The organism is Vibrio sp. Y20_XG_PY13, assembly GCF_024181925.1.
Taxonomy (GTDB): domain Bacteria; phylum Pseudomonadota; class Gammaproteobacteria; order Enterobacterales; family Vibrionaceae; genus Vibrio; species Vibrio parahaemolyticus.
This window is the reverse complement of the sequence record NZ_JAMZAL010000002.1, coordinates 56,084-73,668: the sequence shown is the minus strand read 5'-3', so window position 1 is coordinate 73,668 and position 17,585 is coordinate 56,084. Positions and strand designations below refer to the sequence as shown.

21 protein-coding genes are annotated in these 17,585 nt (G+C 43.6%); 10 read left to right on the top strand and 11 right to left on the bottom strand.

Features of this window, described 5'->3' with window-relative positions:
• Positions 1 to 55 precede the first annotated feature (55 nt).
• The 10 genes from uspE to ccoN form a co-directional block, all read right to left on the bottom strand.
• Positions 56 to 1,003: a universal stress protein UspE gene (gene uspE / locus NL646_RS05540; RefSeq protein WP_005495023.1), complete on the bottom strand. Its 948-nt coding sequence runs from the start codon at positions 1,001 to 1,003 to the stop codon at positions 56 to 58.
• A gap of 179 nt (positions 1,004 to 1,182) precedes the next feature.
• The gene (locus NL646_RS05535) at positions 1,183 to 1,929 is read right to left on the bottom strand and encodes an FNR family transcription factor (protein ID WP_005477663.1); all 747 of its coding nucleotides are present in this window, start codon (positions 1,927 to 1,929) and stop codon (positions 1,183 to 1,185) included.
• Between the two features lie 90 nt (positions 1,930 to 2,019).
• Positions 2,020 to 2,697 (bottom strand): sulfite exporter TauE/SafE family protein, encoded by a 678-nt coding sequence (locus NL646_RS05530; RefSeq protein ID WP_253663953.1) that lies wholly within the window; start codon positions 2,695 to 2,697, stop codon positions 2,020 to 2,022.
• Positions 2,698 to 2,705: 8 nt separating this feature from the next.
• A complete protein-coding gene (ccoS, locus tag NL646_RS05525) occupies positions 2,706 to 2,870 on the bottom strand; it encodes a cbb3-type cytochrome oxidase assembly protein CcoS (RefSeq protein WP_005457379.1) in 165 nt (54 codons plus the stop codon).
• A 14-nt stretch (positions 2,871 to 2,884) separates the two neighbouring features.
• The gene (locus NL646_RS05520; protein WP_058964442.1) at positions 2,885 to 5,248 is read right to left on the bottom strand and encodes a heavy metal translocating P-type ATPase metal-binding domain-containing protein; all 2,364 of its coding nucleotides are present in this window, start codon (positions 5,246 to 5,248) and stop codon (positions 2,885 to 2,887) included.
• Between the two features lie 4 nt (positions 5,249 to 5,252).
• The gene (locus tag NL646_RS05515) at positions 5,253 to 5,729 is read right to left on the bottom strand and encodes a FixH family protein (RefSeq protein ID WP_023585869.1); all 477 of its coding nucleotides are present in this window, start codon (positions 5,727 to 5,729) and stop codon (positions 5,253 to 5,255) included.
• Positions 5,730 to 5,818: 89 nt separating this feature from the next.
• Positions 5,819 to 6,793 carry a cytochrome-c oxidase, cbb3-type subunit III gene (gene ccoP, locus NL646_RS05510; protein ID WP_005477628.1) on the bottom strand — a complete coding sequence of 325 codons (975 nt, stop codon included), beginning with the start codon at positions 6,791 to 6,793 and terminating at the stop codon, positions 5,819 to 5,821.
• A complete protein-coding gene (locus tag NL646_RS05505) occupies positions 6,793 to 6,966 on the bottom strand; it encodes a CcoQ/FixQ family Cbb3-type cytochrome c oxidase assembly chaperone (RefSeq protein WP_005396487.1) in 174 nt (57 codons plus the stop codon). Before NL646_RS05505 ends, ccoP begins: the two co-directional genes overlap by 1 nt.
• A 9-nt stretch (positions 6,967 to 6,975) precedes the next feature.
• Positions 6,976 to 7,596, bottom strand: coding sequence for a cytochrome-c oxidase, cbb3-type subunit II (gene ccoO / locus NL646_RS05500; RefSeq protein WP_005457377.1), 621 nt, complete (start codon positions 7,594 to 7,596; stop codon positions 6,976 to 6,978).
• A gap of 12 nt (positions 7,597 to 7,608) precedes the next feature.
• The gene (ccoN, locus tag NL646_RS05495; protein ID WP_005477654.1) at positions 7,609 to 9,036 is read right to left on the bottom strand and encodes a cytochrome-c oxidase, cbb3-type subunit I; all 1,428 of its coding nucleotides are present in this window, start codon (positions 9,034 to 9,036) and stop codon (positions 7,609 to 7,611) included.
• Between the two features lie 256 nt (positions 9,037 to 9,292).
• Between ccoN and NL646_RS05490 the strand changes: the two genes are divergently transcribed.
• The 3 genes from NL646_RS05490 (at position 9,293) to NL646_RS05480 (ending at position 12,664) form a co-directional block, all read left to right on the top strand.
• A complete protein-coding gene (locus tag NL646_RS05490) occupies positions 9,293 to 9,649 on the top strand; it encodes a hypothetical protein (protein ID WP_253663952.1) in 357 nt (118 codons plus the stop codon).
• A gap of 113 nt (positions 9,650 to 9,762) precedes the next feature.
• A complete protein-coding gene (locus NL646_RS05485; protein WP_023625056.1) occupies positions 9,763 to 10,944 on the top strand; it encodes an FIST signal transduction protein in 1,182 nt (393 codons plus the stop codon).
• On the top strand, positions 10,934 to 12,664 hold the full coding sequence (locus NL646_RS05480) for an ATP-binding protein (RefSeq protein WP_023585872.1): 1,731 nt from the start codon (positions 10,934 to 10,936) through the stop codon (positions 12,662 to 12,664). Before NL646_RS05485 ends, NL646_RS05480 begins: the two co-directional genes overlap by 11 nt.
• Before the next feature lie 166 nt (positions 12,665 to 12,830).
• On the opposite strand, the gene NL646_RS05475 is transcribed toward NL646_RS05480, so the two are convergent.
• Positions 12,831 to 13,199: a DUF3693 domain-containing protein gene (locus NL646_RS05475; protein WP_005488202.1), complete on the bottom strand. Its 369-nt coding sequence runs from the start codon at positions 13,197 to 13,199 to the stop codon at positions 12,831 to 12,833.
• Positions 13,200 to 13,398: 199 nt separating this feature from the next.
• On the opposite strand from NL646_RS05475, the gene NL646_RS05470 reads away from it, so the two are divergent.
• The 7 genes from NL646_RS05470 (at position 13,399) to NL646_RS05440 (ending at position 17,585) form a co-directional block, all read left to right on the top strand.
• Positions 13,399 to 13,704, top strand: a complete 306-nt coding sequence (locus tag NL646_RS05470) for a hypothetical protein (RefSeq protein WP_012842283.1) — start codon at positions 13,399 to 13,401, stop codon at positions 13,702 to 13,704.
• A 2-nt stretch (positions 13,705 to 13,706) separates the two neighbouring features.
• Entirely contained in the window at positions 13,707 to 13,922 is a 216-nt protein-coding gene (locus tag NL646_RS05465) for a hypothetical protein (RefSeq protein WP_005488200.1), read from the top strand.
• Positions 13,906 to 15,054 carry a replication initiation factor domain-containing protein gene (locus NL646_RS05460; protein WP_005477651.1) on the top strand — a complete coding sequence of 383 codons (1,149 nt, stop codon included), beginning with the start codon at positions 13,906 to 13,908 and terminating at the stop codon, positions 15,052 to 15,054. Before NL646_RS05465 ends, NL646_RS05460 begins: the two co-directional genes overlap by 17 nt.
• A gap of 3 nt (positions 15,055 to 15,057) precedes the next feature.
• On the top strand, positions 15,058 to 15,417 hold the full coding sequence (locus tag NL646_RS05455) for a DUF1293 family protein (RefSeq protein WP_253663951.1): 360 nt from the start codon (positions 15,058 to 15,060) through the stop codon (positions 15,415 to 15,417).
• A 3-nt stretch (positions 15,418 to 15,420) separates the two neighbouring features.
• Entirely contained in the window at positions 15,421 to 15,651 is a 231-nt protein-coding gene (locus NL646_RS05450; RefSeq protein WP_005477619.1) for a hypothetical protein, read from the top strand.
• Positions 15,652 to 15,656: 5 nt separating this feature from the next.
• Positions 15,657 to 15,902 (top strand): hypothetical protein, encoded by a 246-nt coding sequence (locus tag NL646_RS05445; protein WP_005477614.1) that lies wholly within the window; start codon positions 15,657 to 15,659, stop codon positions 15,900 to 15,902.
• A 168-nt stretch (positions 15,903 to 16,070) separates the two neighbouring features.
• Positions 16,071 to 17,585, top strand: coding sequence for a hypothetical protein (locus NL646_RS05440; protein WP_079857513.1), 1,515 nt, complete (start codon positions 16,071 to 16,073; stop codon positions 17,583 to 17,585).

Sequence of the window (17,585 nt, the reverse complement as noted above, 5' to 3'; positions counted from 1 at the left end):
AAACCGAAAATAAAACGCCCCAAAAGAGGGGCGTTTTTATATTTGATTATTTGCTCTACGTTGCGGTATTTGGATCGAGAGGGCTGATATAACCTTTTGGTTTTAATGCCAGTACATCACAGTTAATCTTATCGATCACATGCTCTGCCGTGTTACCGATAAAGACCGCTGAAAGCCCCGTACGACCAGTCGTACCCAAAATCACCATTGCTGCATTTAATCGCTCCGCTGCGGCAGGAATGACGTCTTCTGGTAAACCTTGTTCAACGATGGTTTGTTCTTCGTCGATGCCATGTTTTTGTCTCAATGCTTTCATTGCGGTGAGATGGTGCCCCCGAACCGCATCCGTGTAGGTCGTTGGGTCAAATTCAGGCAATTCAATCGTAATGTTAGCCGGCGTAACAGGATAAGCGTTGACGAGATACGGTTCAGCATCGAGACGGTTTGACATCTCTTTGAGGCGTTCAACCATCGCGTCGTTCAAATCAATGTGAGTTGGGTTTTCTGACCCCACGTGTACAGAAGCGAGAATATTAGCTTGCTCCGGCCAATCCGAGTTCTTGATCAAAAGTACAGGAATAGGGCATTTACGTAATAAATGCCAGTCTGTTGGCGTGAAAATCACAGACTCTAAAACATCGTGTTTACGTGTCCCTTTGATTAGAAGATCGTGCCCACCAGCATACACTTCAGCAATGATTGCTTCGTAAGGACGGTTGTGCCACACAACGCAAACATCAAAATCGAAGCTATCGTTTAAGTACGGTTGAGCAATCTTACGCATCCACTGCTCACGTTGATGGATAACGCCGCGACGCATCGCATCTCTTTCATCGACTGACAGCATTGAGGTCATGTCATAGGAAAAATCGTAGATGGATAAGAAGAAGGTGATTCGGCTTCTGGATACACTCTTTTGAGCTAATTGAACCGCTCTAGCGAGTGCAGGCTGTTCATCATTATTGATGTCAGCAACAACAAGAATCTTACTGTATATACTCATAACTAAGCCCACTTATGTTGCGAAACCAAATACTGAAAACAAGTTAAATCAGTAAATTGGAGACTCTTCGTATATTTTTACTGTAGCTTAGTTTGGGGAACTTTTTGAGGACTTTCGAAGGGATTTTATGAGAAACATGATGTAGCTCATTTTCGAGCTACATCAATAAGTAAGCGAGATTACTCTTTTGTTACACCGGCAAGTTCCATTAGCGCATCATGATCTAAGATGGTGATGTACTTACCTTTAACACTCAGAATTTCAGATTTTTGGAAACGACCTAATAGGCGGCTGATGGTTTCAACCGTTAGGCCTAAGTAGTTACCAATATCGCCACGAGTCATGGTCAAACGAAATTCTCTTGGGCTGAAGCCACGCTGAGAGAAGCGAGTTGACAGGTTGTACAAGAAAGCAGCTAGACGCTCCTCAGCATTCTTCTTAGAAAGCAGAAGAATCATTTCTTGGTCGCCTTTAATTTCGTTACTCATTAGACGCATGATTTGCTGACGAAGTTTAGGCATTTTGCCTGATAGGTCGTCAAGGATCTCGTAAGGGATTTCACAAACCATTGATGTTTCAAGAGCTTGAGCGAAACTAGGGTGGCAGTCACCAGTAATAGCGTCAAAACCAACTAAGTCACCAGCTAAGTGAAATGCTGTGATTTGCTCATCACCTTGTTCTGTGATTGTGTAGCTCTTAATCGTGCCAGAACGGATAGCGTACAAAGATTTAAGCTCATCACCTGCTTTAAATAGCTCTTGTCCTTTTTGGATAGGCTTTTTACGCTCGATGATTTGGTCCAACTGGTCAAGTTCAGATTCATTCAGAGTGAATGGGATACACAGTTGGCTAATGCTACAATCTTGGCAATGAATCGCGCAACCGCCTGATTGGATACGCTTTGTTGCAGGTTTTTCAGAAATCATAACAACCTTTCACTATTTGATATACATCAATATTTTAGCACCGCTTAATCCTAAAGGATAGCAAAAATATCGGTGGTATAGAGTTTTGCGTTATATGAAACCAAGCATCTGCATGGCACCCGCGGCAGTATACGCGCCATAGACAATTAAGATTAATGCTGAGATGTTTCTAAATATTAATGATTTTTGCAGTTTCTGAAAATGGCTAGCTCCGTAACCAACAGCGAGCATGGATGGCAGCGTTCCCAAACCAAAAGCTAGCATGATTAGGCCGCCATTTACTGCGCTACCGGACACCGCCGACCATGTTAATGCCGAATAAACTAACCCGCATGGTAACCACCCCCAGACAAAACCAAAGGGCAGTGCGTGTATTGGCTTTTTAAGTGGTAAAAGGCTTTTTCCAGCTTGAGAGATAAACTTCCAAAGGTGCTGGCCCATCTTTTCTACGATGAGTAAACCTTGCCACCATTTCGCAATATATAACGCAACCAAAATCATGAAGATTGCGGCAACAAAACGCAGCCACGCAAGAGATTGAGCTAAGCCGCTGAGTTCCGATAATCCTGATATTGCACCTCCGACAAGTGCACCTATTAAGGCGTAACTGCTGAGTCGTCCAAGGTTGTAGAATAAAGGTATGGTTGGGGAGGATTTTGAGCTTGAACTACCTAAGGAAAGTAGGGATGCGATACCACCACACATCCCCATACAATGGCCGGCCCCGACAAGGCCGATAAGCAAAGCACCTAAAAAATCAGGATTCATAAAATACACTACGGTTTCTTATTGTCTGATTGCTCTTCTTCATCTAATAAAATGTTGTGTCCTTGTCGCTCAAGATCTTCAAACTGGTCGCTTCGAACCGCCCAAAGAAAAATAGCGACAGCAACGCAAACAAGAACAATCGCGATTGGAATTAAAATATAAAGGCTTTCCATAAGTGTTCTCTTGTTTACTTCTCTTTTAGAAGTCGCAGTGAGTTAGATACAACAATGATTGAACTTGCTGACATCCCAACAACTGCGATATAAGGCGCAACTAATCCTGCAACCGCTAACGGCAAAATTAACAAGTTGTAGCCTAATGACCAAGCTAAGTTTTCACGGATAATCTTTCTTGTACGAAGAGCCAATAGGCGAGCTTCCAATAACTTTTCTAAGTTATCTCCAAGAAGCGTCATATCTGCTGATGCCTTTGCAACGTCAGTACCACCGCCCATAGCCACGGATAAATGGGCTCCGGCTAGAGTAGGCGCGTCGTTTATGCCATCACCAACCATCATGGTGATATCACTGCTATCAAGGCTCTTAAGATACGCGAGTTTGTCTTCTGGTTTTGCAGATGCGATCACATGCTCGATACCAATTTCGTCAGCAACAGGCTGTGCGTTTTGAATAGAGTCACCAGTAAGTAAGGTTGTTTTGATGCCAGCTTCAGCAAAACGTTGAATAAACGCCTGACTTTCTTTGCGAATAGGGTCGTGATAATAAAAAGTTGCAGCGTGTTCGTTGTTTATTGATAAGTAAATGGCATTGCTTTCTTTAGTGCTCGAATCTAGCACAAACGAGGAGCTGCCAATTTTTACCGTCTTACCATTCCAAACCCCTTCGATTCCTGAGCCAATCACGTTTTTAACATCTGTTACAATAATCTCGTCATTACTGAAACAGGCAAATGAACGCGCGATAGGGTGGTTTGCGTGAGCTTCAAGAGCAGATGCAAGGGCAAGACTTTCCGTTTCGGAAAGCTCTTTGAATGTACTCGTACGGCTAATCTCGATGTCACCTTTCGTTAATGTTCCCGTCTTGTCGACGACGAGATGATTAACTTTGCAAAGCGTTTCGAATACATGGCCTTTTCGCAACAGAATGCCAAAATTGCCCATTCGTGAAGTCGCACAAGTTAGTGCGGTCGGTGTAGCAAGGGATAATGCACAAGGGCATGTAGCGACAAGAACCGAAAGCATAATCCAAAAAGCATCATCTGGTTTGGTTTGGTGCCAATAAAACCAGGTTCCAGCTGAGATGATAAGAATTACACCAACAAAGTAGCGTGCTACAACGTCAGCAACTTCTGCAATTTTTGGCTTCGAATGCTGTGCTTCATCTTGAAGGCGCACAATATTTGAAATCATCGAGTCTGCTTTTGAATTGGTGACTTCCAACTCAAATGATTCATCTCCGTTTAATGTACCTGCATAAACAGCATCACCTTCTTTTTTTACGACATGAATAGACTCACCAGTCAGCATTGATTCATCAATATGAATACGGCCAGAAATCACTTTGCCATCAGCAGGGATATGTTCGCCAGGGAGAACGCGAATGCGATCACCAATCTTCAGCGTTTTAACTGGAATTTGTTCGCCGTCTAGTGTTGTTGCAATGGCAGGGATAAGCTTGAGCAAGTTACCGCTAGCAGCAGCAGCTTTGCGGCGAGCGCGCATTTCTAAGAATCGACCCACTAACAAAAAGAAGGTAAACATCGAGATAGATTCAAAGAATACTTCGCCTTGCTCAGTTACTGTCGCAACTAAACTCGCAACATAAGCGAAAATCAAAGCGATCGAAACTGGGACGTCCATGCCTAGAGTTCGCCCTTTAATGCTTCGCCAAGCATTAAGGTAAAATGGTAGGGCAGAGTAAAGAAGAACTGGTGTAGCGAAAATCAAACTTACCCATCGGAAGTAGTTTTTAAATTCAGGTTCCAAATCGCCAAACACTTCTAAATACAACGCCACAGCAAGCATCATTACTTGCATCGTCGCTAAGCCAGCAATACCCAATCGGTAAAGGTACTGCTTCATCATTCGATGATAAGATGCTTCTTGTTTGTCTGCTTCAAATGGCGCGGCTTTATAACCAAGCTTATGAATAACTGAAAGCAGTTCACTTAACTTAACTTGAGTTTTGTCCCACGCAAGCAAAGCTCGGTTTGTTGTCGTATTTACCCGTATGGAGACTAAACCTTTAGCGCTGGATACTTGCTTTTCAATAAGCCATGCACAAGCGGCGCAGGATACACCTTCGAGAGATAATGTTACTTCAGATACATTGTCATGGTTACGTACAAATTCTGATTGAACATCTTCATTGTCATAGTGGATCAGGGCTTGAAGTTGTTCTGGAACGAGGTCTGCTTTTTCAGCGGGTGCGGTTCGGTACTGGTAGTAAGAAACAAGACCGCTATCTACGATAGTTTGTGCGACAGTTTCACACCCCGGGCAGCACATCTCACGAACTTCGCCAAGTATTTCTACTTTAAAATCCGTGTTTGCTGGTACATCTTCACCACAGTGGTAACAGGATTTGCACATAAAATTACTTCATTAATGAAACAGAAACTGCTGGAAATTCGACTTTGCCTTGAATCATCCATTGCTTATCGTGTGGTTGAAGTTCAACAAACCACGGGCCTTGTATAGCGTCTTCAGTGGTAAAACGATAGTTGCCAGATGCATCTGCGGTAACTAGCTTCGTAAAATCACGATCGGGTAATGTACGGTGAGTAAACGTTGCTGTAAGCGCTGGGTAGTGTGTTAACGATCCTTTCGTAAAGCCAATTACGATATTGTTATCTAGAGAAGAAATGTTCGCATTAAGACCAAGGTCTCGAGCGACGTTCATTTTACTGATGTCGATATTTATGCCTTTGCCTTTTTTATAGTAATCCTCAGCAACAAGAGAAACAGAGTTGTTTGAAAAGACGACTACCGTGGCGATTGTCCAAACGACTACAGTAAGAGGAAGGATGATTAGGAACCACGGCCAGAATTGTTTATACCAAGGCTTTACCATAAAAAAGTTCTCAACAGCTAAATGAAAAAATGTAAGGCATTAAATTTAAAGGAAAGACAGCCCCTGTGAAAGGGGCTGTTATTGAAATGTTACTTATTGTCCGAGTTGCTTAAACTCCAGACATAAGAGGCAACAAGTTGAACCTTATCTTCACCTAGAATGTCCTTCCATGCTGGCATAACACCAGAGCGGCCATTCATTACGGTTTCAGTTACGGCAGCACGCGAGTCACCAAATAGCCAGTCTTGGTCAGTTAGGTCAGGTGCACCAACTGCTGGGTTACCTTTACCATCTGTACCATGACACGCTGCACACACAACAAAGCGAGCTTTACCTGCTGCAGCTTCACGAGCGTTAACTTTACGACCCGATAGACTTAATGTGTAACTTACTACTTCTTGGACACCTTGCTCACCAAGCGCATCTTTCCATGCTGGCATTTGACCAATACGGCCATGCATGATGGTTGTTACGATTGCTGCTGGCTCACCGCCATATAGCCATGCGTCATCAGTTAGGTTAGGGAAACCTTTTTGACCGCGAGCATCTGAGCCGTGACATTGTGAACAGTTTTGCAAGAACAAACGTTGACCAACTTTTAATGCTTCTGGGTCTTGCGCGATCTCAGGAACAGGGCGTAGACCATTCGCATTATGAGCAAGTTTACGGAATGCTTCGCCGAAGTAGGCATCCGCATCATCCAGTTCTTTTGCGTATTGGTTGAGTTGTTTATTTTCTTGTGCCTGTGCAATAGCTTCTTTTGACTCTTCAAGCGAACGAACGGTTTGAGCCGAACTTTGCCAGTTTAAAAAGCCTTTAAAGCTACCTAGACCTGGGAACAGGGCTAGATAAACTGCAGCAAACACAAACGTGCTTACGAAAAGGTAAGTCCACCATTTCGGTAGAGGGTTGTTTAGCTCGCGAATACCATCGTACTCGTGGCCCATGTCTTCCCCTTCCTCGACGCCCATTTTATCTTTGGCGCACCAAGTCAGGAGGATCGCACAGCCTACTAGCGTACCGATAGTAATCACGATAATCCAGAGACTCCAGAATGTAGTCATTACTTCTTCACTCCTTGGTTATTTGGGGTCGTTTGTTCTTCGTCAGCAAACACCAAGTTGGCATCTTCTTCGAAGCGTGCTTTACGCTTCTTGCTAAATGCCCACCATACGATGCCGATAAAACTCGCGAAGAGCACTACGGTATAAATACTATGAATTGTACCGAAATCCATATGATCCCCTTACTTCATTGCATGACCAAGAGACTGAAGGTAAGCGATGATTGCATCCATCTCTGTTTTACCTTCTACTTCTTTAGCCGCATTCGCGATTGTTTCATCTTCGTATGGAACACCAAACTGATCGCGGAACACTTCAAGTTTCTTCTGAGTCAGCTTGCCATCTAATACGTTCTCAGCAAGCCAAGGGAAACCAGGCATGTTTGATTCAGGTACTAGTTCGCGAGGGTCAAGTAGGTGTACTCGGTGCCACTCATCAGAATAACGACCACCGACACGAGCCAAATCAGGACCTGTACGCTTAGAACCCCATAGGAATGGATGTTCCCACACACTTTCACCAGCTACAGAGTAGTGGCCGTAGCGTTCCGTTTCAGAGCGGAAAGGACGAACCATCTGGCTGTGACAAACGTTACAACCTTCACGGATATAGATGTCACGACCTTCCATTTCCAGAGGAGTGTAGACTCGTAAGTTTTCTACACTTTCTGTGGTTTGCTTTTGGAAAATCAAAGGAGTGATTTCAACAAGAGCACCCCAGCTGATTGCAAAAACAATAAAAATAGCCAACAAACCGACATTACGTTCTAGAATTTCATGGCGATTATTAGAATTATTACTCATTCTTAAATCTCCTTATGCCGGATGAGGGATAGCCTTGAGGCTTTCTTTTGGCGCACTTACCGTTTTGTACGTGTTGTATGCCATTAAGAACATACCTGATAGGAAGATGAAACCTCCTAGGAAACGTACAAAGTAGAATGGGTAAGATGCTTCAACTGACTCTACGAAGCTGTAAGTCAGGGTGCCGTCAGAGTTAACTGCACGCCACATCAAGCCTTGCATCACGCCAGAGATCCACATTGCTACGATATAAAGAACCGTACCAATTGTTGCTAACCAGAAGTGGACGTTGACCAGACCCACAGAGTACATGCGCTCTTGGCCAAACAGGCGAGGGACTAAGTGGTAAACTGAGCCGATTGAAACCATTGCAACCCAACCTAGCGCACCAGAGTGAACGTGACCAATGGTCCAGTCTGTGTAGTGAGATAGTGCGTTTACTGTCTTAATCGACATCATCGGACCTTCGAAAGTAGACATACCATAGAAAGACAATGAAACGATTAGGAATCGTAGAATAGGGTCGTAACGAAGCTTATGCCAAGCACCAGACAACGTCATAATACCGTTGATCATACCACCCCATGAAGGAGCAAATAGAACGAGAGACATCACCATACCCAGAGACTGTGTCCAGTCTGGTAGCGCAGTATAGTGAAGGTGGTGAGGACCTGCCCAAATATATAGAGAGATCAATGCCCAGAAGTGAACGATAGACAGACGGTAAGAATAAACAGGACGTTCAGCTTGTTTAGGTACAAAGTAGTACATCATACCTAGGAAACCAGCGGTGAGTAGGAAACCTACCGCGTTGTGTCCGTACCACCATTGCACCATTGCATCCACCGCACCGGAATAAATCGAGTAAGATTTACCCAGTGATACAGGGATAGCCATGCTGTTCACGATGTGAAGTACTGCTACTGTGATGATAAATGCACCGAAAAACCAGTTCGCCACATAAATGTGGGAAGTGTTTCGTTTCACTAACGTTCCAAAGAACACCACTGCATATGAAACCCATACAATCGCAATAGCGATATCAATAGGCCATTCTAGTTCAGCATACTCTTTACCTGAGGTAAAACCTAGAGGTAGAGAAATCGCTGCGGCTAGGATAATTGCTTGCCAACCCCAGAAGGTGAAGGCAACGAGTGGGCCACCAAAAAGACGTGTTTGACATGTACGCTGAACAACATAATAAGATGTTGCAAACAGGGCACTAGTACCAAACGCAAAAATTACCGCATTAGTATGCAGTGGACGTAAACGACTGTACGTCAACCACGGCGTATCAAAGTTTAGCTGTGGCCAAACTAATTGAGCGGCAATCAAAACACCAACAGCCATACCAACTATGCCCCATAAAATGGTCACAAGGGTAAATTGGCGAACGACTGTATAGTTGTAGTTTTGTTCAAGCTGCTTTACTTGGCTCATTTGCATGCTTCCAATTTCTAATTAACTACACTTTACTTCCAACACGACTTGCGTCGTAACACCACCCAAGTAAACTCTAGAACTCAAGTGTTATCATCACCTTATTTCTATTGCTGACTTTAATAAAAAGTGGCATTTTCAGCGTGACACTATACTTGAATTAACAATTCAATGACAGAGTAGTAACCTTACTGGAGCTCTGGAAATCATTTTTTATTTAAAAAGTTTGAAGTTTGTAACAAGGATATTAGTAATTATGCCTGCACAAAAGTTAACAAAGGCGAGACTTGCACAAATCTTAATCATGCTCAGTCTTTTAGTTGGTGCGTTTTTCTGGAGAACCTTTACGCACGAGACCAGCACAAGCGTTGACTGTTCACAAAAAGAGCGATGTGATGTAACAATTGGTGAAGATAAAATCACGATTAATCGTGATTCGAGTGGGATTTTGATTGAAACAACTGAAAGTACAGGTCTAAAAATTGATCTGAATCAATCTGGTGTGTTTGATAGTATATGCGACAATCATTATAGAGCTGAATGGAATGCTATATCTGCAACCAAAACGATTAAGCTCAAAATAAACCAAAATATTGTCTTAGTGCATTTATAAATTAGATCTGACACGAGATAATGGCATCTTCTTTGTGAAATTCGAACCTTCTAGCCTAACGATAATTTGTCGTAATGGTATAACAGTAACGTGACAAACAATAATAAAAGCGTATGCAGTGCCAATCAGTATTTACCCATATTACCGACGAATATTTAGCAGTAGAGAGGCTTCGTTCAGATCTGAGGCAAGAACACTTGTCTTATATCATCTGTTATTACACAGAAGAGTACGACTTCAGAGCCATTCGCTCTGCCTTTCTTAGATATTTCCCTGGTGTTCCATTCCACGGTTCAAGTTCATGCCAAGCCATTATGACCGATCAGGGTTTTCACGTTGGGCCAGTCATAGCGGCTATGGCTATCTATGACTCAGGCCCACATGCTTATGGAACCGGTATTTCTAATTGTGAAGAAAATGAGTGTGTCTCCGTCGCTCTAGATATGGCTCTTCAAAATGCTAATCGAATTGGCGAAGTACCTAACTTAATTCTTCTTCATGCAACTCCTGGGAAAGAAGAAAAGATTATCGAATCGATCGACGAACGCTTCGGCACACTTGTTCCTATCATTGGCGGCTCTGCAGCAGATAACCACATCGAGGGAAAATGGTCAGTGATTACAGCGCAAGGCCATGAAAAGCAAGGGATTAGCCTCACACTATTTTACTCCTCTAATCCCGTTGATATTGCTTTTAGTGCAGGTCACACACCAACCAACATCAAAGGCATTGTTTCCAAAGCAAAAGGACGGTGTTTACTGGAAATAGATGGTGAATCAGCACTAGATACTTATCGAAAGTGGACTCGTCATCAAGAAAACCTAACTAGCAAAGAAAACCTACTCTTTACCAACTCCAGCGCTTATCCCTTGGGAAGAGTTGCCGGACATTTGTACGATAGACCTTATTACAAGCTTTCCCATCCAATACGTGAGACCGAAGATGGGGGGATTGAGCTATTTACCCAGATTTCGGTAGGAGAAGAGCTTACTTTGATGAAAGGGAGTAGGGAGCATTTAATCGCTCGAGCGGCAAAAGTCGTGAATGCTGCATTTAACCAAAAATTAGAAGAATCTCGAAAAATTGGTGTCATAAATATATTTTGTGCAGGACCGATGTTGCACTTAATGCAAGACATGAATAGCGTTTGCGAACAAATTAATCAGGAACTGGAACACTTGCCATTTATATGCCCATTTACCTTTGGTGAGCAGGGAAGATTTATCGGCGGCGAAAATGGACATGGAAACTTGATGATCTCATCAGCGATTTTCCATAAACCTTATGAAAGATAAATATTTAGACACATACCAACAAGAAGCATTACAAGAAGCGTTAGTTGAGCTAAAGCAGACCAAACAACGGGAAAAATTGCTTGCCGATGAAAACAAAGCGATTCTTTCAGCAATCTCTGCAATGAGCGAGGCAAAAAATCGTAATGAAATTTTTTCGGGGCTAAACAGCGTTCTAAAAAAGTACATCAGTTTTGAAGACTTTATTGTCATCACCCGCGATGACAGCCGTTATCCGTTCAAGACGTTAATCTCAACCAATAGCGTGTTTGATAAGGTAGAGTGGTTACACGGTAACACAATGGATCGCGCATTAAACGGCGAGTGTATTCTATTATTCGAGCCAACGAAATTGTTAGAGTTTGAGAACTTAAATAGCTTTGTTAAAACACATGTTAACTCCGTAATTTTAACGGGCATTCGTTCGGAAGTAACACAAAGCATCATACTATTAATTGGAGCTCAAAAAGGGCATTTTAGTATTGAAAACAAAGAGACTTTAAGGCGCTTTAGACCCCTTATAGAACGTGCTGTGATCGACATAGAAACAAAGGAAAAGTTACAACGTATTGTTGAGGTAAGAACGACTCAACTTGCAAGAGCTCGTGAAGAAGCAGAACTAGCCAACCAGTCAAAATCTGAGTTTTTGGCAATGATGAGCCATGAGATCAGAACGCCTCTTAACTCAGTTTTAGGAATGCTAGACATCCTGAGACAATCTACCTTATCAGATGAACAATTTGATGCCCTCAATCAAATGGAATGCTCCGCTGAGCTTCTTCTAGCCATCATTAGCGACATTCTCGATCTTTCAAAAATTGAATCCGGTAGCTTCCAATTAAACGAACAGTGGATACATTTAAATGACACTGTAACTTTTGTAATTTCTCAGCAAAAACAAGTAGCTATAACTAAGAATCTTTCTTTTAACTTTGATTGTCAGATCTCATCAGACAAACAGTATTGGATTGATTCGACGAGGCTGTCACAGATTCTCTTTAACTTGATTGGGAATGCCATCAAGTTTACGGACTCAGGAAGTGTGTCTGTTTCTGTCGCTGAAGAAAATGACGAAGTTGTAGTTTCTATATCTGACACCGGAATTGGAATCTCGAGAGCAAAACAAGCCCATTTATTTACGGCATTCCATCAAGGTGATCGCTCAATTACTCGACGGTTTGGTGGTACAGGCTTAGGGCTTGCTATTACCAAGCACTTAGTTGAAATGATGAGAGGTGAAATCTCTGTAAAAAGCCGCGAGAATGAGGGTTCTGACTTCACCATTCGAATTCCAGTTCTAACACGTTACAACCAAAGCCGTCCTGTAAAAATTGAGCATAATAGACCAAACAAAGCTCTAAACTTGCTTATCGTCGAAGACACTCAATCAAATCAACTTGTGATTAAATTGATTCTTAACAAGCTTGGCCATAATGTGCATATTACAAGCCATGGCGCAGAGGCGCTTACATTTCTTGAAGAAAACGATAACCGAATTGATATGATCTTGATGGATGTCTCGATGCCAGTAATGGATGGAATAACAGCAACTAGGCTGATTAGAAAGAAAGGAATTACAATTCCAATCGTCGCTTTAACAGCGCACGCGCTAGAAAGCGATAAAGATAAGTGCTTAGACGCTGGCATGGATAGTTTTGTATCAAAGCCAGTTCGCAGGCAAGATATCTATGAAGCTATACAATCATTAATAGAAACGGCGTAGTCATTAATATAGATCTTAACAATCGATAGATTATTAAGATCTATATTAAGTATTTTATGGTAAATACTGATTATGTTTAATCAGCTTCCTAAAGTTAGCTCAAATTTAAAATCTGAAAGAGATAGGAGAGCAAAGTAGAAAGAATCTGACGTATGGTTCACTCCATTTAACATAATATACATAATGCGCACTGATATAGTGATTCTTTAGGACTTGCAATCACTAAGGCCAATCCAGCACAAGCCATTGAAATGCTTGATAATCCAAGTCCGTTAAACTTTTTTCCTATGTTCTGCCACAGTGTCTGCGCTTCGTGCGTTTTTGCTTTATCCATAGCCAAGCCAATCAGTGCCTTTTCTTTGTCTTCACCAATAGTTTCAGCAAGCATAAGTATCTGATTTTCATTGAGATAACTTCGACCTTTTCTTACTTCTGTGAGCATTTGAGGGCTTACACCTAGGTCATGAGCAATCTGCTTGTATTGAATGTAGTTCATTTGCTCTTTATAAGCATCAATGAGCTTGTTTGTGTACATTTCTGCTTTTCCTCTAATCACGCTATTGGACTGATTTTAGTCTTTTAGTACAGATTTTGCTGTGTTGACGGTACAGAAATATCTGTATTTAATCACTACAGAATTTACTGTATCAGACCGCCTTAGCTTTGGGCGTTTGCCCTTGACGCTTTCGCGCTTGGCTTTGGCGGTCACTCTCTCAACTAGTCAGGTGGTTGTAATGATCGTATTAGAAACTGAAGTTCAAAACGTCAATGTTAAAACGTTAACGCTCCGTCACTTCGCAGTGTCTCACGTTCCAGCTTTCAAACTTTGTTACATCACTACAACTGACATCTTTGAAGAAGTCGTCGTTCCTTTCAATCACTTTGGCTACTGCATTAGCACATTCGAAAACAACCAAGAGTCCTTTGGTTATCTCTCGGTTGGCGATTACGAGTTTCGCTTTGAATCTGACGAGCATGAAGTTCTATGTCGTTTCTTAGGCATGACACCTTCAAAAGCGACAGCTTTAGAGGCTCAGTAATCATGAATGAAGCTCAAATCATCTATTACGACTTGCTGCCTGACTACACAGTTTCTGTGTTGGTCAAAGGTTGCGACGAATGGGATTTGCTTAAATCCATGTCTCATCTTGAGTCTTGGGCTTCGTCTCAGTTCGCTTCTTATGAGTTGGTGTCCATCACCAACACGACTGTTGAACAACGTATCAATATGGGGGTGTTCGATGACTACTGCAACTAACATCCTTAAAAGTTTCGATGAGCAAAGCGTTCATATTGATTACCTGTGTTTTACGTTTGCCGTGAAAGACTTACGTCATTGTCATGATGCCGTTCGTCGATTGCACAAGCATGAAGAATACAAAGGCTTTGCCAAATCTGGACTGTTACAGCGTCACTGTCGTGCGCCTAAGTTCCCTGCTCCACCTGTGTTTAATCCGACGGTCGCTCAGACTTCCGACGAGATTGATGCGTACAACAAAGCGTTTGATATCTGTTATCGCAATTACTTGGAAGACTGCTTGCGCATCTTCACCAACCAAGTGCTTGGTTTGTCGCTGTCAGCACCTCGCGGTTTGGGTTTCCAGTTCTACACCGAATCCATGAAACTGACTTCGCCAGATGGTGAGGACTTCTGCGGCTTCGTTGGTATCGGCGGTAACAATGACACGGTGCATTTCCAAATCAACGGAACGGGATGCAAGCATGTATTTGCCCGTCGTCCTACGTGGTCGCTACATGACTGGCTGACCAATGTACTTGGTGTGCAAACTCTGGCGCGTGTTGACTTGGCCTATGACGATTACGACGGGATTTTCGATTGCGAATACGCTTACAAGGCGTGGCGTGATGACTGTTTCCGCACTGCTGAACGTGGCCGTGGTCCTGTACTTCATGAGGACATGACCATTGCCAGTATCGGCAAAGACGGCAAACCGATTTACACCAAAGAGCAATACTCGATTGGTTCGCGTACCTCGCGCATTTACTGGCGTATCTACAACAAGGCTCTTGAGCAGAAGCTCGCGAACACGGGTCTTGTCTGGTACCGCTCTGAAGTTGAGCTGAAAAAATGGAATGTTGATGTGTTGCTGAATCCGGCTGGCGCGTATGCCGCGCTCAATGATTTCGCAGCCTCGATTTCTACTGCAAAGAAATTCAATACCAAACCTGTCCCGACTAAACGCGCGGCGTTAGACCTGTTGGCCTCTGCGCACTGGATGCGCCGCCAGTACGGGAAAATCCTTAATTCACTTATTGAATTCCATGAGGGCGACATTGAAACCGTGGTCGGTTCCCTTGTCCGTGATGGAACGAAATTCACCTTCCCCGATACCTACGGCAAGTTGGTGACTCACATATTGGAGACTTAACAAATGGCTAAATCCGTTTTTGTACTTGGCATGGATATCACTTGGAACTCAGCACGTGGCGACAGTGCTCAACTGAACGTGTCACGACCTCTACGTGAAATCAACTCGGAGAAATTCAAACGCCGCACTATCGGTGAATCCGGTGATGTGAATCCCCAATGGGATCAACCTTTGATGATTGACCAAGAATATGCCCTGCTTCTTGAGCGCACTGGCGCTCTCGTTCCTCGCCGTGAATACCAATTGCGCTTGGAGATTAACCCAGAAGACCCATTGGCAGGCGCTATCGTGACTGAGCTTATTCCAGTCGACCAAGAAATTAAGAAGCACTTCGAGGCTTCAATGAAACCCGTTCAAGGCTAAAAAATGTCTGTATGCGTCACCGTCGTTAACCAGTATGGCAATTTGAAAGCAACGAAAACGCCTGTTGCGGATTGCCAAGAATACGTGCTGATTTCGGCGGTGGACTACCAAGAATATAAGGAGCCAGTCCTCTTCAACGGTGACTTGTTCCTGTATGTCAGTGGCGTGCTCTTGATCAACATGGTCGTTGGTCACTGGGTGGGTCGTGTTGTTCGCCTTATGAGTAAAAGGTAAATCTTATGAAAAAACTAGAACTTGTTGTAACTAACGTAAAACACGCAGTCGTAAACAAAAAGACCGCAGCTGGTGCTGCACTGATGGCCGCGTCTGTCTCTCCGGCGTTCGCTGAAGTCGATATCACGGGCGCAATCAACTCTGCGGTATCCGGTGGTCAAGCTAACGTATCACTGGTTGTGGCGGGTCTGATTGGTATGGCTGCACTGGGCTTTGGTGTGACCATGGTTGTTGGCTTCTTACGCCGCTAACGGCTCACCTCTATGCCTCCTTTATCGGGTAATTTACTTGGAGATGTTCTCGCTATCGTTCTAGGTGTTGCCTTTGCGGGGGCATTCCTCCACGGCTTTGTGAGTGGCATCAATACTCACTAATCAACGGATAAGGGAGCTTCGGCTCCCTTTTTTAATGGTGCAAATGTGAATAAGTCACTCTTTTTACTTTTGTTTTCGTGCTTGTTCTTATCACTTAATGCAAGCGCGGCTCAACCAACCTATAAGGTTTCAGACGTTTCAGCTTATCCCGATTGTAAGTTGCTATTGGGTATGAGAGTTAACCCTGCCTCTTATGTCTCTTGTTATGAGAATAAGTTTGTTAACTACAAGGATTTTTCTACTAAGTCCTGTTATTTGAGGCATGGCAAATACGTTGTAGATATTATGTGTCACACAACCAGTGCTTCTTGGCCTCTTTATCATGCTGCCGGATTCTTTCAAAATTCAGCTCAATGTCCACCTGACTATGAAAAAGTAGAAGACGAGTACGTCGTGTCGTGTGAACCCATCGTTCCTGCTTGTGAGTATGGAGAGAATCCTGATGGCTCATGCATGGATGCTTGTCAGTTCAAACAGTCCATTGGCGATACGGTGAAATTGTATTGGCACCCTGCTGTCTACGGCGAACTGGTGACGGGCGCGTGTTACGGTGACTACGGTGCCACTCGATGCGAAATGACCAAAAACGAATCCACCATTATTTGTACTGGCGTTCCTGATGGACAGTACACGCCCGACTCTCAATGCTCTCTGCGCTTTGCTTACACTGGACGTCAGTGTGAAGGTGGCACACTTTTCTGGGGCGTGAATGGGCCAGACGAGCCAATCATTCCACCGGATACGCCAGAAGACCCAACCCATGACCCTGACGACCCAACAGGCGAGATTGAAGACCCAAGTGTCCTACCCGATGATTCAACCAACACGGTCAATCCCGGTGTCGTTGATGATAAACCGGACGTAGAAGACCCTGACACGGATGAATCGACAGACACGGCAGTCCTTTCTGCTATTAAAGGGCTTAACGTGGATGTGAACAAAGGCATTCATGATCTTAACGTCGATATCAACCAGTCACACGCTGATATCACCAACGCGGTTATTGATGTGAAAGGCTCTTTGGTCGATAACACCCAAGCCATTCAAGAGCAGCAAATCAATGACAACAAAATTTATAACAACACCAAGGCACTCATCCAACAGGCCAACGGCGATATCACTACGGCGGTGAACAACAATACCAACGCCACTATTGGTATTCGTGACGATTTAAAAGGGCTTGGTGATTCTGTGGGCGAACTCGATAGCAGCTTAAATGCGATTGAGGGTCTATTGACTGGCTCAGAGTTTGGTACACCTACGGGTACCGCTATCACTGGCGAAATCTTCACGGCAGAAGACTTTGCCAACCTGCAAACCACGATAGATGAAAAAGCCGAATCCATTCAAGGCTATGTGGATGACATCAAAGGCTTAATCACTATCGGCACCAACTTCAATAACGGCACATTGAGTGACAAGTCTTTCAATATCAAAGGCGCAACCGTTGAATCAGGACTACAGCGTTTTGATGCGGTATCGGGCTACGTGCGCCCTGTCGTGCTGTTCATTTGTGCCTTAATCGCCCTTTGGGTTCTGTTTGGTAATCGGAGTAAATAA

Bases quoted from the DNA above. Each gene is read 5' to 3' on its own strand.
- ccoN (WP_005477654.1), bottom strand. From the start codon at position 9,036: ATGAGCCAAGTAAAGCAGCTTGAACAAAACTACAACTATACAGTCGTT.
- NL646_RS05470 (WP_012842283.1), top strand. From the start codon at position 13,399: ATGATCGTATTAGAAACTGAAGTTCAAAACGTCAATGTTAAAACGTTA.
- NL646_RS05450 (WP_005477619.1), top strand. From the start codon at position 15,421: ATGTCTGTATGCGTCACCGTCGTTAACCAGTATGGCAATTTGAAAGCA.
- ccoO (WP_005457377.1), bottom strand. From the start codon at position 7,596: ATGAGTAATAATTCTAATAATCGCCATGAAATTCTAGAACGTAATGTC.
- NL646_RS05530 (WP_253663953.1), bottom strand. From the start codon at position 2,697: ATGAATCCTGATTTTTTAGGTGCTTTGCTTATCGGCCTTGTCGGGGCC.
- NL646_RS05485 (WP_023625056.1), top strand. From the start codon at position 9,763: ATGCAGTGCCAATCAGTATTTACCCATATTACCGACGAATATTTAGCA.
- NL646_RS05455 (WP_253663951.1), top strand. From the start codon at position 15,058: ATGGCTAAATCCGTTTTTGTACTTGGCATGGATATCACTTGGAACTCA.
- NL646_RS05505 (WP_005396487.1), bottom strand. From the start codon at position 6,966: ATGGATTTCGGTACAATTCATAGTATTTATACCGTAGTGCTCTTCGCG.
- NL646_RS05465 (WP_005488200.1), top strand. From the start codon at position 13,707: ATGAATGAAGCTCAAATCATCTATTACGACTTGCTGCCTGACTACACA.
- NL646_RS05520 (WP_058964442.1), bottom strand. From the start codon at position 5,248: ATGTGCAAATCCTGTTACCACTGTGGTGAAGATGTACCAGCAAACACG.
- ccoS (WP_005457379.1), bottom strand. From the start codon at position 2,870: ATGGAAAGCCTTTATATTTTAATTCCAATCGCGATTGTTCTTGTTTGC.
- NL646_RS05535 (WP_005477663.1), bottom strand. From the start codon at position 1,929: ATGATTTCTGAAAAACCTGCAACAAAGCGTATCCAATCAGGCGGTTGC.
- NL646_RS05445 (WP_005477614.1), top strand. From the start codon at position 15,657: ATGAAAAAACTAGAACTTGTTGTAACTAACGTAAAACACGCAGTCGTA.
- ccoP (WP_005477628.1), bottom strand. From the start codon at position 6,793: ATGACTACATTCTGGAGTCTCTGGATTATCGTGATTACTATCGGTACG.
- NL646_RS05515 (WP_023585869.1), bottom strand. From the start codon at position 5,729: ATGGTAAAGCCTTGGTATAAACAATTCTGGCCGTGGTTCCTAATCATC.
- NL646_RS05480 (WP_023585872.1), top strand. From the start codon at position 10,934: ATGAAAGATAAATATTTAGACACATACCAACAAGAAGCATTACAAGAA.
- NL646_RS05475 (WP_005488202.1), bottom strand. From the start codon at position 13,199: ATGTACACAAACAAGCTCATTGATGCTTATAAAGAGCAAATGAACTAC.
- NL646_RS05490 (WP_253663952.1), top strand. From the start codon at position 9,293: ATGCCTGCACAAAAGTTAACAAAGGCGAGACTTGCACAAATCTTAATC.
- uspE (WP_005495023.1), bottom strand. From the start codon at position 1,003: ATGAGTATATACAGTAAGATTCTTGTTGTTGCTGACATCAATAATGAT.
- NL646_RS05460 (WP_005477651.1), top strand. From the start codon at position 13,906: ATGACTACTGCAACTAACATCCTTAAAAGTTTCGATGAGCAAAGCGTT.